The following is a 14,243-nucleotide window of genomic DNA, read 5'->3' as shown; positions in this document are numbered from 1 at the left end:
GTCTCCTGCCACCGCCGTCCCCGGCGGCCTCCGGCTCCGTCGCCGCTCATGTCGGGCCCCACGTGCCGGGGGCATAGGGCAGTGGCGCAGTGCCCGGGTCGAGGATCGGTTCCACGATTCGCCAGGCCTCCTCCAGGGAGTCCATCCGCGCGAAATGCGTGGGGTCCCCGGCGAGGGCGTCGGCGAAGATCCGCTCGTACGCCTCGTGCACCGGGCCGAGCGCCTGCCGGAAGTCGACGCCCATCGGCAGCTCGGTCGCGATGTCGCCGCCGCCGGGTTGCTTCGCGAGCAGGAAGAACGTCACTCCGGCGTCGGGCTGCAGACACAACCGGATCCGGTTGGGCGCGAGCGTCGATCCCCCTTCGCCGTGGAACAGCCGGCGCGGCGGCGGCCGGAACGTGACGACGATGTCCAGCAGGGTCTCGGCCAGCGCCTTGCCCGCCCGGATGTGCACGGGCACGCCGGCCCAGCGCCAGGAGTCGACGTGCAGGGTGAGGGCCACGTACGTCTCGGTCGTCGAGTCGGGGGCGACCCCGCGCACGTCGCGATAGCCGGTGTACTGCCCGCGCACCACCTCGGACGGATCCACCGCCCGCACGGAAGACAGGAGGGTGTACTTCGCGTCGCGCTGGTCGTCGGCGGTGTCGTGCTGCGGGCTCTCCATCATGAGCAGGGCGAGCACCTGCAACAGGTGGTTCTGCACCACGTCGCGGACGGTGCCCACGGCATCGTAGAACGAGCCGCGGTCGGCCACGTCGAAGTCCTCGGCCATCGTGATCTCGATGCTGTCGATCCAGGTGCGGTCCCACAGCGGTTCGATCAGGGTGTTGGCGAAGCGCAGCACGAGGAGGTCCTCGACGGGCTCCTTGCCGAGGTAGTGGTCGACGCGGAACAGCCGCTCCTCCGGCACGTGCCGGCGCAGCTGGGCGTTCAGCTCCCGTGCCGAGGCGAGGTCGTGGCCGAACGGCTTCTCCACCACCAGCCGGCACCGGTCGGTGAGCCCGACGGCGGCGAGCGCGTCGGCCACCGTGCCGAACAGCGAGGGCGGCACTGCCAGGTAGTGCACGACGAAGGCGTCCTGCCCGGCCTGCTCGCGGACGGCAGCAGCGAGCTGCTCGAACGTCGCGGGGTCGTTGTAGTCGCCCGCCACCATGTGCATGCTGCGTTGGAGCCGTTCGAGCACCGCGCCGTCGACGTCGGGCACCACGGCCCCCACCGCGTCCCCGGCGTGCTTGCGCAGCTCGTCGGAGCTCCAGTCCGACCGTGCGACCCCGATGACCGGCACCGTCAGCTCACCCCGTTCGGTGAGCCGGTACAGGGCGGGCAGGATCATCTTGCGTGCCAGGTCGCCGGTGACGCCGAACAGCACCAGCGCGTCGGCGGCCGGACCCGGGCCTGTGATCGATCCTGTCGTGGGCCCGGTCGAAGGAGCAGTCATGACGCGGCCGGCTTCTCGTCGTGGCCGCCGAACTCCTTGCGCTGCGCCGACTCGACCTTGCTGGCGAACAGCTCGCTCCCGCGCGAGGCGAACCGGCTGTAGAGCGCGGCGGTGAGCAGCGGCGCCGAGACGCCCTCCTCGATCGCCGCGATCGACGTCCAGCGCCCCTCGCCGGAGTCGGAGACACGGCCGGAGAACTGCTCCAGCTGCGGGTCGGCCGCCATCGCCTCCGCCGTGAGGTCCAGCAGCCACGAGCCGATGACGCTGCCGCGGCGCCAGACCTCGGTGACCTCCCCGAGGTCGATGCCGTCGTAGGGGTAGTAGCGGGGCTCGCGTAGCGGTGCCGTCTCGGCGTCGGCCTTCTCCTGGTGCTTGCCGACACCGGCGCCGCGGATGACGTTCAGCCCCTCGGCGTAGGCGGCCATGATCGCGTACTCGATGCCGTTGTGCACCATCTTCACGAAATGCCCGGCACCGGACGGGCCGCAGTGCAGGTAACCCTGCTCGGAGCGGGACACCTCGCCGGTGCGGCCCGGGGTGCGGGCGGCCGCGCCGACGCCGGGAGCGAGCGACGCGAAGATGGGGTCGAGCCGGTCCACCGCCCGGTCGGGGCCGCCGATCATCAGGCAGTAGCCGCGCTCCAGCCCCCAGACCCCGCCGCTGGTGCCGCAGTCGACGTAGTCGATGTTGTGGACGGCGGCCACCTCGGCCCGGTCGATGTCGTCGCGGTAGGAGGAGTTCCCCCCGTCGACGATCGCGTCACCGGGCTCGAGCAGGTCGAGCAGGTCGGTCACTGTGTTGCCGGTGACGGCCGCGGGGAGCATGAGCCACACCGTGCGGGGTGGCGCGAGTGCGTCGACGAGCTCCTTCAGGCTGCCTGCGCCCTCTGCGCCTTGGGCGACCATCTGCTGCACGGCCTCCGTGGAGAGGTCGTGGACGACGCACTCGTGGCCGTCGCGGAGCAGGCGGCGCACCATGTTCGCGCCCATCCGGCCCAGGCCCACCATCGCGATCCTCATGCTCGGCTCCTCTGCTGCGAGACTGTTCTGCCCTGGTGCTGATGTGCGGTGTGGCTGCAGCGGACACGTTTCGCCCCGTCGCTCAGGGCGTCGGCCACCGCCGCACTGGGCGGTCCCCCATCGGCCCGGCGCCGGCCGGCAGGGTCACCGGGCAGGCCGTCGCGGCCGTCGCGCCCCACGTCGGACGCCGGCCTCGGCCGCGGTCTCGCGGCGCGGGCCTGGCGCGAAACTACCGCGTCAGGGCCATCGAGAACCCCGATAAGTCGCAACAAAGACCGGAGTGCCAACGAACGGGTGTCGACATTCCGGTACTGCAGCTCATACGGTCCACGCACGCGGATGTCGGCCGATCGCAGCTGCATGCACAGGAGGCCCGCTCATGACCGCTGTCTCACCGAAGCCGGTCGTCGCACGCCCCTACCCGGCGCGCCGATCGGTCAAGGGGTCGACGCTGGTCAGAATGCTCCACACGACCGATCCCAAGGACATCGCCATCCTCTACCTGGTGACGTCGTTCGGGTTCTTCCTCGCCGGTGGCCTGATGGCGTTGCTGATGCGCGGTGAGCTGGCGGTGCCGGGGGAGCAGTTCCTGTCCAACGAGCAGTACAACCAGCTGTTCACGATGCACGGCACGATCATGTTGCTGCTGTACGCGACGCCGATCCTGTTCGGCTTCGCCAACTACATCGTGCCGTTGCAGATCGGTGCACCGGATGTCGCCTTCCCGCGGCTGAACGCCTTCTCGTACTGGTTGTTCCTGTTCGGCGGGCTGATCGTGCTGAGCGGGTTCATCACCCCGGGCGGGGCGGCGGACTTCGGCTGGTTCGCCTATGCGCCCCTGCACAGCTCGACATTCTCGCCCGGCGCAGGCGGGAGCCTGTGGACCGCCGGCCTGATCGTCGCCGGCCTCGGCACGATTCTCGGTGCCGTCAACTTCATCACCACGATCATCTGCATGCGCGCGCCCGGCATGACGATGTTCCGGATGCCGATCTTCACCTGGAACATCTTCGTCACCGCGATCCTGATCCTCGTGGCGTTCCCGATTCTCACGGCCGGGCTGTTCGCCATGCTGGCCGACCGGCAGCTCGGCACGCACGCGTTCGACCCCGAGAACGGCGGGGCGATCCTGTGGCAGCACCTGTTCTGGTTCTTCGGCCATCCCGAGGTCTACATCGTGGCGTTGCCGTTCTTCGGCATCGTCACCGAGGTCTTCCCGGTGTTCAGCCGAAAGCCGATCTTCGGTTACAAGGGCCTGGTCTACGCGACCCTCTCGATCGGCGTGCTGTCGGCGGCGGTGTGGGCGCACCACATGTTCGCGACCGGGGCCGTCCTGCTCGCCTTCTTCTCCTTGACCACGTTCCTGATCGCGATCCCGACCGGGATCAAGTTCGTGAACTGGATCGGCACGCTGTGGAAGGGAAGTCTGACGTTCGAGTCGGCCATGCTGTTCGCGCTGGGCTTCCTGGTCACGTTCCTGCTCGGCGGCCTCACGGGCATCGTGCTGGCGTCCCCGCCGCTGGACTTCCACGTCTCGGACACCTACTTCGTGGTGGCGCACTTCCACTACGTGCTGTTCGGCACGATCGTGTTCGCCACCTACTCCGGCATCTACTTCTGGTTCCCGAAGATGACCGGCCGGATGCTGGACGAAACCCTGGGGAAGATCCACTTCTGGCTGACCTTCATCGGGTTCCACCTGACCTTCCTCGTACAGCACTGGCTGGGCAACGAGGGCATGCCGCGCCGCTACGTCGACTACCTGCCCACCGATGGGTTCACCACGCTGAACATGATCTCGTCGGTCGGGGCGTTCGTGCTGGGGCTCTCGGTGCTTCCGTTCATCTGGAACGTCTTCCGCAGCTATCGCTACGGGCGTGTGGTCACGGTGGACGACCCGTGGGGCTTCGGCAACTCGCTGGAGTGGGCGACGAGCTGCCCGCCGCCGCGGCACAACTTCACGGAGCTGCCGCGGATCCGTTCGGAGCGTCCGGCGTTCGAGTTGCACTACCCGCACCTGGTGGAGCGCTTCCGTGAGGAGGCGCACGTCGGGCACCGGCCGGCCGTGTCGGAGCAGCTGACCCATGAGGTCGCCGAAGAGCAGCAGCCGGACTCCGACGACCCGCGCTCGCGGTGACGCCGTTCAGCCGAAGCCGACCATCTGCAGGTTGAGCGGTAGCTGGTCGCGGTGCGGGCCGGCGAGCCTGCCGGCGTCGACCGGGATGACCGGGGCCACGCCCGGTGTCGTCTCCTCCAGGGCCTCCTCGCCGGACACGACGCCTTCGCCGGTGAACCGGGACAGCACGAACGGCAGCCCGTTCGACTCGAGCGGCGACGGCCCGTCCATGACGTGGAAGTGCAGGTGGGGTGCATCGGTGTTGCCGCTGTTGCCCAGCCGTCCGATGACGTCGCCGGTGCGCACCTGCTGGCCCGGCCGCACCCGCAACGATCCCGGCTGCAGATGTGCGTAGAGGGCGAAGCGGCCCCCGCCGAGGTCGACCACGACGTGGTTGCCGGCCGCCGTCTGCACGGTGACGCCGTCGGGGCGCTTCCCGGGCGTCTGCTCGGGCATCCCGTCCTCGGCCGCCACCACCATGCCGTCGGCAGCCGACAGGACGTCGGCGCCGAAGTACCGGTAGGAGGTGACGTCGGTGGGCGGACCGCTGTAGAGCCGGCGCTGGGCGTCGAGCTGGACGAGGTCGACCGCGAAGCGCTCCGCGGCGTGCACCGTGCCGTTGATGGGGAGGACGGCCCCGCGGTGCGAGGTGATCGTGTCGCAGCAGCCGTTGCCGACGACCCACCCGGATCCGCGCAGCGGGGGTGCGAGGGTCACCGCCGGCTGCCCGGTGACCGCGACGGGCACGCCGGTGAACTCGAGGTCGCGCATCGGCGGGGGCGCGGGGTCGGCGTCGCGCGGGCCCACGTCCTCCGGGGCCTGTGCGGGCTGTGTCGCCACCGCGAACTGGTGGCGGACGAGGTGGGGCAACGGCGCGTCGGGCGCCAGGGTGGCGTCCACGAAGAGGTAGCCGGACTCACCCGGCCGCAGGCTCGGCCCTGGCGAGTCACCGGCAGGACGGAAGAGCCTGCCCAGTGCGTCGGCGTCGAGCGTGGACAGCGTGGAGTCGCCGTGCGTGCCCTCGAGGACGGTCACGCTGCGTAGATGAACCTCCTCACTGCTCGGATTCGTGACGGCGAGCTCGTAGGCCAGGTGCACGCGGTCGTCGGCGCCCAGAACCGGGGCGATCTCGGCGACCGGGGACACCGCGATCGGGGTGAGCACCGTTGCTCCGGTGCCGGGTTCGAGCGTCGGCACGCGGGTGGTCGGCGGTGCCGCGGTGCTGGTCGGGGCGGGGGCGGGGGGCGTGCCGGTCGGCGCGCACGCAGTGAGGACGCCCGCGAGCAGCACGGCGACGCACGCGCGGGCTGCTGTCGTCATCGCTCCTCCCGGGAATCTCGACAGTCACTCCGAACTCACGAGTATTGCTGGGTCGCAGAAGGATCACCATGACTCGATAGCGTTACTACGCCACGGTGATGTCATTGCGTCACTCCAGACGCATACGCTGGCCGGCATGCCGCTCGCGCATCCGCCGTCCGAGACCAACGGGGGCTCCCGTGCCCTCCCGGTGAACCCGGTGTTCGCGGCCGAGCCACTGGTCGTGCCGCGCAACGCGCTCCCCGAGGAGGGGATCGACTCCCAGATCGCCTACCAGGTCGTGCACGACGAGCTGATGCTCGACGGCAACGCCCGGCTCAACCTGGCCACGTTCGTCACCACCTGGGTGGAGCCGGGTGCGCGCCGGTTGATGACCGAGACCCTGGACAAGAACATCGTCGACAAGGACGAGTACCCGCGCACGGCCGACCTCGAACTGCGTTGCGTGCGGATGCTGTCGCGCCTGTGGAACGCCGCCGATCCGACGACGGCGCCGGGCTGCTCGACCACCGGCTCGAGCGAGGCCTGCATGCTCGGCGGGTTGGCGCTCAAGCGGCGCTGGCAGCACGCCCGCCGGGCTGCCGGTCTGCCGACGGATCGGCCCAACATCGTGATGGGCATCAACGTGCAGGTGTGCTGGGACAAGTTCGCCAACTACTTCGACGTCGAACCGCGGCTGGTGCCGATGGCCCCCGGCCGCTACCACCTGACTGCGGACGAGGTGGTGGCGCGCTGCGACGAGAACACCATCGGCGTGGTCGCGGTGCTCGGCTCCACCTTCGACGGCAGCTATGAGCCCGTCGCCGAGATCTGCGCCGCCCTCGACGCGGTGGCGGAGCGCACCGGCCTCGACGTCCCCGTGCACGTGGACGGCGCCTCCGGCGCGATGATCGCGCCGTTCTGCGACCCGGACCTGGAGTGGGACTTCCGGCTGCCCCGGGTGGCCTCGATCAACACGTCGGGACACAAGTTCGGCCTGGTCCCCCCTGGCGTCGGCTGGGTTGTCTGGCGGGATGCGGAGGCGTTGCCCGAGGACCTCGTGTTCCGGGTGAACTACCTCGGCGGCGACATGCCGAGCTTCGCGCTGAACTTCTCGCGCCCTGGCGGGCAGGTGATCGCGCAGTACTACATGTTCCTGCGCCTGGGCATGGACGGCTTCCGGCGGGTGCAGCAGACCTGCCGCGACGTCGCCGTCTCACTGGCCTCGCGGATCGGCGAGCTCGGCCCGTTCCGGCTGATCACCGACGGCAGCGAGCTCCCGGTCTTCGCGTTCACCCTGGCCGACGACGTCGCCAACTACTCGGTCTTCGACGTCTCCGCGAGCCTGCGGGAGCAGGGCTGGCTCGTCCCGGCCTACACGTTCCCCGCCGACGTCACCGACCTCGCCGTGCTGCGGATCGTCGTGCGCAACGGGATGTCGCACGACCTCGCCGACCTGCTGATGGACGACCTGCGGCGGGTCGTGGAGCGGCTCGAGTCGCAGAAGGCGCCGCAGCGCGGCCCGGAGTCGGCCTCCTTCGCCCACGGCGTGAAGGCCTCCACCTCCGCCGCGTCTACGGGGTCCGGTGTAGGTCGCTGACCGGCGGCGGGGCCGAGGCGAACACGTCGACGAGCCGGTCCCAGCGGTTGCGCCGCCCGGCCGGGAAGCGGGCGCGCGCCCTGGCCATCCGGTGCTCGTCGTAGCGGCGCCGGGCCCACGCGGACGTGGGCCGGGCGAGGCGGAAAGCGGCGTAGAGCGACAGCAGCGGGACGAACACGCCGATCACGCCGAGCAGCGTGCGGCCCTTGAGGATCGCGATGAACGCGAACCCGAAGTTGAACAGCACGGTCACGGCGATGCCTGGGGCCCCGTCGCCCGTATCGGGGTCGAACGGATCGGCGCCGACGAGCAGCAGTGCGAAGATCAGGGACGCGACGAGCACGGCGTCCACCGAGCTGCGGCCCTCCCGTGCCCAGTACACGTCGTCGAGGTGCAGCCACAGCGCGAACTCGTCGAGGGTGAGGGCCGCCCCTGCGCCGAAGAGCACCGCCAGGATGTCCACCCAGGGCCCGTCGGGGCGGTAGGTGAACTCGATCGTCCCGACCACGAGCAGCAGGAAGATGCCATAGACCTGGTGGTGGACGTGCACCCCACCCACACTCGTGTTCTTGAACGGGCCCTTGCCACGCCGGATGGCTTTCGTGACGGCTCGGGTGACGAGGAACGTGATCAGGAAAGCCGCGAGTATCCAGCCGACGAGCATGTGGCGGCGCGTCAGCTCGGCCGAGAAGATGAGGTCGAAACCGGACAGGGGCGCACCTCCTGTCGGGGACGAGCCGGGCCTCCACGGTCCCCGACGTGTGTCGTGCCCAGCGGGTATCCGCCGGAGCGGTGGCTCGATCCTGGCACGAAACACCGCTGACCAGGATCGGAGTCACCGAGATGGCCGGGTTGCCGCCGCGTGCACCGCCCGGCTTCCGCCTGGGTGACGAGCCCGGGTCCCCGCTAACGGGGGTGGGACGGTTGCCGAGAGCGCGCATGTCGGCGCTGCGTCGGCGCAGGCAGGAGGGGCTCGTGGGTCGGTCGTGCAGGTCGTTCGCCGTGCTGGTGGCTCTTCTGGCGCTCGTCGGCGCCTGCACGACGTCGCCCGGCGGCGGCTCTGGGCTCGTGCCCCTGGAACCGGTGGACGCCGGCAGCCCCTTCGCGCCCGCCACCGCTGCGGAGATCGAGCGGATCGTGCACGACCAGATGCGGGCCGGCGCCGTGCCGGGGATGGCCGTCGGGGTCTGGGTCCCCGGGCGGGGCCGTCTGGTGCAGGGGTACGGCGTGTCCGATGTCGCGACCGGGTCGGCCTTCGCCCTCACCGACCATGTGCGGATCGCGAGCATCACCAAGACGTTCACCGCCACCGCCACGCTCATGCTCGTCGACCAGGGCAAGCTCGCTCTCGACGACCGGCTGCAGTCGTTCGTTCCCGGGATCCCGAACGGCCGTGACATCACGGTCCGGCAGTTGCTGAACATGACGGCAGGCGTCTACGACTACACCCGGTCCCCGGAGTTCAAGGCGTCCTTCGACGTCGACCCGCTCGCGCCGTTCCCTGTCGACCAGATACTCGCGATCCTGCGGAGCCGCCCGGCCGCGTTCACGCCGGGCCGGCCCGGGGCGTGGCAGTACAGCGACTCCAACTACATCCTGCTCGGGCAGATCATCGAGAACGTGACGGGCGAGCCGGCCGGCACCTTCATCCAGCGCGAGATCGTCGACGCGCTCGGCCTGCCGGGCACGAGCTACCCGACGTCACCGGAGATACCCCCGCCCGCGTCGCGCGGCTACATGATCGTCCCGCCGGGGGCGCCGGAGCGCGACGTCACCGCGCTCGACCCGGCGGTGGCGGGCACCGCGGGCGCGATGATCTCCACGGTCGCGGGGCTGCGCGCCTGGGCAGGCGCGCTGGCCGCGGGCACGCTGCTCAGCCCCGCCGCCCACGCCGAACAGATGGCCGTCGTGAACACGCGCCTCTCACCGCCACTGCAGATCGGGTACGGCGCGGGCGTGATCGATATCAACGGCTTCGTCGGCCACAACGGCGCGATCTACGGATTCACCACCGCGATGTTCCAGTTGCCGGAGACCGGCGCCACCATCGTCGTGGTCGCCAACAAGGCGTCGAACGTCGACGGGGTCGGCCTGGAGACGTTCCTGCAGATCGCGAAGCTGCTGTACCCGGAACGGTTCGCGGCGTGACGGCGCCGATGACCCCGCGGGAGGTCGTGGCCGGGCAGGCCCGCGCCGTCGCCGCCGCCTGGTCGTCGGAGGACGCCCCCGAGAGCTGGTGGCTCACGGCCGAGACGCTGACGGCGATCGCGGAGGAGGACGTGCTTCTCGATCTGGCCGCCGCGATCCCGCCCGACCGCCTGCCACCGCTCCTGCTCGGAGCGGCCGTGGGGTTCCTGGTGCAGCGGCGCCGACCCGCGCTGGCGCGCTTCTACCCGGAACCGGGTGGCCGGCAGCCGCCGCGTGACGACGGCTTCCGCGCCGAGCTCGTGGAGTTCGCGCGGACGGAACGGGACGCTCTCGCACAGCTGTGCGCCACCCACCGCTACCAGATGAACGAGGTGGCCCGCTGCGCCGATGTGCTTCCCGTCCTCGCCGCGATCGGGGAGGAGGACGGGCGGCCGCTCGCGCTGGTGGATCTCGGCACCGGTGCCGGCCTGGGCCTGCACCTGGACCGCTACCACTACACCTACCGCAGCGAGGGCCGCCCGGACCGGACGGTGGGGGAGCGCTCGTCCGCGGTGCAGCTGACCTGCGAGGTCCGGCCCGGGGGAGCGCCTCCGGTGCCCCGCGAACCCCCGGTGCTCGCCGACCGGGTCGGGATCGACGTCGAGCCGCTCGACGTCGCCGATCCGCACACCTACGACTGGCTTGCGGCGTGCGTGCCGTCGGAGGCCGGTGCCGTCACGCGGTTCGCGGCCGCGGCCGGTGTCGCACGTGCCGACCCTGCGCGCTCGGTGCGCGGAAACCTGCTCGACGTTCTGGGCGACGTCGTCGCGTCCACCCCGCCCGACGCGCTTGTGTGCCTCGTCGACGCGTACGTGCACGTCTTCCTGCCGCCCGCCGAGCTTCGGCGGTTCGACCGGATCCTCGGCGAGCTCGGGCGGGAGCGCGACCTGGAATGGATCTCGGTCGATCCGCTCGTGCCACTCGGCCCGGAGGCCCGAGAGAGCGTTCAGGGCCTCGACGTGCCCGCGGGATGGGTGCGGGACGTCCGTCGCGGCGGCGTCTTCGGCGTGATCGGCCGGGTCAGCATCCGCGGGGGCCTGCGCACCGGATCGGTGCTCGGCCGGGCCCACCCCGGCGGCAGCTGGCTGGAATGGCGCTAGCGGACCTCGCCCGCGATCAGCGCAGCTTGACCGTGCGCACCGCCAGCAGGGATGCGGCAGCCGTCCAGAGCAGGAGCACGAGCACCTGTGTGGCACTCGGCGCGTGCCCGGCCGACAGGGCTGCGCGCAGACCCTCGGCCAGTGCCCCGGACGGCAGCGCGGCGCCGATGGCCGCGAGCGGCCCCGGTAGCAGCCCGAGCGGAACGATGATCCCTCCGGCCAGCAGCAACACGAACCACACGAGGTTGGCCACCGCGAGGGTGATCTCGGCACGCACCGACCCGCCGAGGAGGATCCCCAACGATCCGAACGCGGCGGTGCCGAGCACCAGGAGCAACACTGCCCAACCCACGCCGGCCGCCGCCGGCCGCCAGCCCAGTGCGGCGGCGAGGCCGCAGAGCAGCACCACCTGGATCGCGACGACGCCCAGCACCGCCACCAGCCGGCCCGCGACCAGCAGCCAGCGTGGCAACGCGGTGGCGGCGAGGCGCCGGACCACGCCGTAGCGCCGATCGAAGCCCAGCGCGATGGCCTGGCCGGTGAAGGCGCTGGACATCACCGCCAGCGCGAGCACGCCGGGGAGCACCGCCGCGATCCGCGGTTGCGGCAGCGGCACCAGATCGAGGGTGCTCAGGCCGACCAGCAGCACGATCGGGATGAGGAGGGTGAGCAGCACCTGCTCGCCGTTGCGCATGGCGAGGCGCAGTTCGGTGGCCGACTGCACCGCGAGCATCCGCAGCGGCGAACCGGCGCCGGGGCGGGGCGTGAAGGTGCCGGGCGGGAAGAGGGTCACGAGCGCAGCTCCCGTCCGGTCAGCTCGAGGAACACGTCCTCGAGGCTGCGCTTGGCCACCTGCACGTCGTCGGCGAGCGCTCCCTGCCTCGCGCACCACGCCGTGATGATCGACAGCACCGTGGGGTCGATCCGGCCCTGCACGACGTAGCGCCCGGCGATCGGCTCGGCCGCCCCGTACCCGGCGGGCAGCGCCGCCACGAGGTCGTCGACGTCCATGCCGGATCGGGCGCGGAACCGCAGCTCCTGCTGGTCGGTGTTGGCCGTGAGCGCCGCGGGGGAGCCCTGCGCGACCACGCGCCCGTGGTCGACGATCACCACCTCGTCGGCGAGCGCCTCGGCCTCCTCCATGAGGTGGGTGGTGAGCAGCACGGCCACCCCGTCGCGGCGCAGCGCCTCGACCAGGTCCCACACCACCCGGCGGCCCTGAGGGTCCATGCCGGCGGTCGGCTCGTCGAGGAACACCAGCTCGGGGCGCCCGACGACGGCGCAGGCGAGCGCGAGCCGCTGCTGCTGGCCTCCCGACAGGCGCTTGTAGGGCGTGCGGGCGCAGCCGTCGAGACCGAGCACGCCGGTGAGCCACCCGACGTCGAGCGGGTGCGCCGAGCACGCGGCGACGAGCCGCAGCATCTCCGTGGCGTGCACGGCGGGATAGGCACCCCCGCCCTGGGGCATCACACCGATGCGGGCGCGGAGGCTGTCGGGGGCGGTGGCCGGATCGAGACCGAGCACACGCACCTCGCCGGCGTCGGCGTGGAGAAAACCCTCGCAGACCTCGACGGTGGTGGTCTTGCCCGCACCGTTGGGGCCGAGCAGGGCCAGCACCGATCCGGCGGCCAGATCGAGGTCGAGCCCGTCGACCGCGGTGGTGCGGCCATAGCGCTTCACCAGCCCCCGGACCGCGACAGGGGGCGGCGGAGTCTTCACAGCAGAGCAGTCTAATGAGGTGCGGGATCCGGACCCGGAGTCGGCACGCGGCCCGGCCACGCGTCGACGTCCACGCCCTGCTGCCCGGCGAGCTGACGCCGCTGCACGAGCAGCAGGAGCACGAGCATGACGAGCCCGGCCACGATCGCCATGGGCAGCTGATAGGCGCGGAAGTTGAAGTCGGCCCCGGTGGGCGGGACGAGCAGGGCGAGGATGGCGGAGGCGGCCAGCGCGGCGCGCCGGTAGCGGGGAAGGCCCTGGGTGGCGGCGAGCGGGATCGCGGCCCAGAGCAGGTACCACGGATGCACGATCGGTCCGAGCAGCACGACAGCGCCCAGGCCGACGCCCATCCCGGTGACGGGGTCGAGCCGCCCGCGCAGCGAGGCGAGCAGCAGTATCAGGACCACGACGCCCCCGGCGAGCCCACCCAGGCCGCGGGTGAGCACGAGCACGGTGTCGGTGTGGTCACCGAGGCCGCCCACGATGCCGACCTGGCCCCCGATGAGCCCGAGGTCGGTGGACACCGACATCCAACTGCGGATGAGGCTCGGTGTGTCCAGCGTGGTGACCCACCCGAGCCCGAGACCGGTGACGAGTGCCAGCACGCCGTAGCCGACGACCGTGACCCCGCCGAGCACCCCCGCCGACACGGCGACGTCGCGCACCCGGCCGCCACGGCGCCTGGCCCATTCCGTGCCGAGGAAGCCGAGGGCCAGCAGCGCGGGAATCTTGACCGCGGAGGCGCCCACGATGAGCAGGGCGCCGCACAAGAACCGCGCGTCGAGCACCCGTGGGCCTGCTCGAAGGCCGATCTCCATGCCGGCGAGCATCATCCCGATCATCAGTGACTCGTTGTGGATGCCGCTGACCAGGTGGAACAGCACCAGCGGGTTGGCGGCGCCGAGCCACAGCGCGAGCCCGGTGTCGAGCCCGCAGCGCCGGGCGAGCTTGGGTATCGCCCAGACGATCAGACCGACGCCCATGAGGGCCAGCACGCGGTGGGCGAACAGGCCGAGGACGACGTCGTTGCCGGTGAGCGCGGTGATGCCGCGGCCGAGCCAGAGGAAGAACGGCCCGTAGGGCGCCGGGGTGTCGCGCCAGATGGTGGGGATGCTGCGGGTCAGCGGATCGTCGACGCCCAGGGCCTGCGCCGGCCCGAGCACGTAGGGGTCGAGCCCCCGGGCGAGGATCGCGCTCTGCGCCAGGTAGCTGTAGACGTCGCGGGAGAACAGTGGCGGCGCCACGGCCAGCGGGATGGCCCACAGCACGGCCGTTCGGGCGAGTTGTGCCCGGTTGGGAGCGGGCGCCACAGCCCCGTTCGACCGCAGCATCTTCCCGATCCACAGCCAGGCGACCACCAGCAGTCCGATGCCGGCGTAGGTGATGGCGATGGCGATGGTGGCGTTGCGGCTGGGCAGGCCGAGCAGCCGCAGGCCGAACAACGGGTTGGGGACGGGGAGCGCGCCCGAGCCGAGAGCGCCCACTCCCATCAGCAGTGTCCCGGTCAGCCCCAGCCGGCGGGCGGCGCGGCTCGGGTCGCGCGGGGGTGCCTCTACCGGAACCGGAGCGCGTGCGCCGTCCAGCTCCCCTGCGACCATGCGTGCAGCCTAGTGCCGGGGAAACGAGGTCGTCCTACCCGCCTCCGGCGCCCTGGGCGGCGCCTCGCGGCGCCTTGCGATCCATCCGCCTGGACGCCGGATGCGGGCCAGGAACCCCGTTTCCGCGACATCGGCGAGTCTCCCCCCACGTGAGCGTCGTCACCCCT

11 protein-coding genes are annotated in these 14,243 nt (G+C 71.4%); 4 read left to right on the top strand and 7 right to left on the bottom strand.

The annotated features are described in order from the left end of the window. Window positions 1-46: 46 nt before the first annotated feature. Complete coding sequence (gene zwf, locus MMF94_RS18845) at window positions 47-1,438, bottom strand: glucose-6-phosphate dehydrogenase (protein WP_241038252.1); 1,392 nt, start codon at window positions 1,436-1,438, stop codon at window positions 47-49. Then, the gene (gene gnd / locus MMF94_RS18840) at window positions 1,435-2,457 is read right to left on the bottom strand and encodes a phosphogluconate dehydrogenase (NAD(+)-dependent, decarboxylating) (protein WP_241038251.1); all 1,023 of its coding nucleotides are present in this window, start codon (window positions 2,455-2,457) and stop codon (window positions 1,435-1,437) included. The genes zwf and gnd overlap by 4 nt, the downstream gene beginning before the upstream one ends. Window positions 2,458-2,836: 379 nt before the next feature. Between gnd and ctaD the strand changes: the two genes are divergently transcribed. Beyond that, a complete protein-coding gene (gene ctaD / locus MMF94_RS18835; protein ID WP_241038249.1) occupies window positions 2,837-4,594 on the top strand; it encodes an aa3-type cytochrome oxidase subunit I in 1,758 nt (585 codons plus the stop codon). Window positions 4,595-4,600: 6 nt separating this feature from the next. Here ctaD and MMF94_RS18830 read toward each other — a convergent pair whose 3' ends face one another. Next, window positions 4,601-5,893 (bottom strand): M23 family metallopeptidase, encoded by a 1,293-nt coding sequence (locus MMF94_RS18830; protein ID WP_241038247.1) that lies wholly within the window; start codon window positions 5,891-5,893, stop codon window positions 4,601-4,603. Window positions 5,894-6,029: 136 nt separating this feature from the next. Here MMF94_RS18830 and gad point away from each other — a divergent pair, with 136 nt between their 5' ends. Further along, a complete protein-coding gene (gene gad / locus MMF94_RS18825; RefSeq protein WP_241038245.1) occupies window positions 6,030-7,472 on the top strand; it encodes a glutamate decarboxylase in 1,443 nt (480 codons plus the stop codon). On the opposite strand, the gene MMF94_RS18820 is transcribed toward gad, so the two are convergent. After that, a complete protein-coding gene (locus MMF94_RS18820; protein ID WP_241038243.1) occupies window positions 7,447-8,136 on the bottom strand; it encodes a hypothetical protein in 690 nt (229 codons plus the stop codon). The genes gad and MMF94_RS18820 overlap by 26 nt on opposite strands. A gap of 311 nt (window positions 8,137-8,447) precedes the next feature. Here MMF94_RS18820 and MMF94_RS18815 point away from each other — a divergent pair, with 311 nt between their 5' ends. Together MMF94_RS18815 and MMF94_RS18810 are read left to right on the top strand one after the other, a co-directional pair. Next, window positions 8,448-9,620, top strand: coding sequence for a serine hydrolase domain-containing protein (locus MMF94_RS18815; protein ID WP_241038241.1), 1,173 nt, complete (start codon window positions 8,448-8,450; stop codon window positions 9,618-9,620). After that, window positions 9,617-10,759, top strand: a complete 1,143-nt coding sequence (locus MMF94_RS18810; protein WP_241038239.1) for a DUF2332 domain-containing protein — start codon at window positions 9,617-9,619, stop codon at window positions 10,757-10,759. The genes MMF94_RS18815 and MMF94_RS18810 overlap by 4 nt, the downstream gene beginning before the upstream one ends. A 16-nt stretch (window positions 10,760-10,775) precedes the next feature. Here MMF94_RS18810 and MMF94_RS18805 read toward each other — a convergent pair whose 3' ends face one another. The 3 genes from MMF94_RS18805 to mptB are packed head-to-tail and all read right to left on the bottom strand — an operon-like array spanning window position 10,776 to window position 14,076. Next, entirely contained in the window at window positions 10,776-11,492 is a 717-nt protein-coding gene (locus tag MMF94_RS18805; RefSeq protein WP_241038292.1) for an ABC transporter permease, read from the bottom strand. Window positions 11,493-11,548: 56 nt separating this feature from the next. Next, the gene (locus MMF94_RS18800; protein WP_241038238.1) at window positions 11,549-12,478 is read right to left on the bottom strand and encodes an ABC transporter ATP-binding protein; all 930 of its coding nucleotides are present in this window, start codon (window positions 12,476-12,478) and stop codon (window positions 11,549-11,551) included. An 11-nt stretch (window positions 12,479-12,489) separates the two neighbouring features. Then, complete coding sequence (mptB, locus tag MMF94_RS18795) at window positions 12,490-14,076, bottom strand: polyprenol phosphomannose-dependent alpha 1,6 mannosyltransferase MptB (RefSeq protein WP_241038237.1); 1,587 nt, start codon at window positions 14,074-14,076, stop codon at window positions 12,490-12,492. Window positions 14,077-14,243 lie beyond the last annotated feature (167 nt).

This window comes from Pseudonocardia alaniniphila, from assembly GCF_022524485.1.
GTDB lineage: Bacteria > Actinomycetota > Actinomycetes > Mycobacteriales > Pseudonocardiaceae > Pseudonocardia > Pseudonocardia alaniniphila.
The sequence above is the reverse complement of the archived record's forward strand: the minus strand, read 5'-3'. Positions and strand labels throughout refer to the sequence as shown.

What these genes read in the sequence shown, in the direction of transcription:
- mptB (WP_241038237.1), bottom strand. Translation starts at nt 14,076, where the DNA reads ATGGTCGCAGGGGAGCTGGACGGCGCACGCGCTCCGGTTCCGGTAGAG.
- ctaD (WP_241038249.1), top strand. Translation starts at nt 2,837, where the DNA reads ATGACCGCTGTCTCACCGAAGCCGGTCGTCGCACGCCCCTACCCGGCG.
- MMF94_RS18830 (WP_241038247.1), bottom strand. Translation starts at nt 5,893, where the DNA reads ATGACGACAGCAGCCCGCGCGTGCGTCGCCGTGCTGCTCGCGGGCGTC.
- gad (WP_241038245.1), top strand. Translation starts at nt 6,030, where the DNA reads ATGCCGCTCGCGCATCCGCCGTCCGAGACCAACGGGGGCTCCCGTGCC.
- MMF94_RS18820 (WP_241038243.1), bottom strand. Translation starts at nt 8,136, where the DNA reads ATGCTCGTCGGCTGGATACTCGCGGCTTTCCTGATCACGTTCCTCGTC.
- gnd (WP_241038251.1), bottom strand. Translation starts at nt 2,457, where the DNA reads ATGAGGATCGCGATGGTGGGCCTGGGCCGGATGGGCGCGAACATGGTG.
- MMF94_RS18805 (WP_241038292.1), bottom strand. Translation starts at nt 11,492, where the DNA reads ATGCTCGCGGTGCAGTCGGCCACCGAACTGCGCCTCGCCATGCGCAAC.
- zwf (WP_241038252.1), bottom strand. Translation starts at nt 1,438, where the DNA reads ATGACTGCTCCTTCGACCGGGCCCACGACAGGATCGATCACAGGCCCG.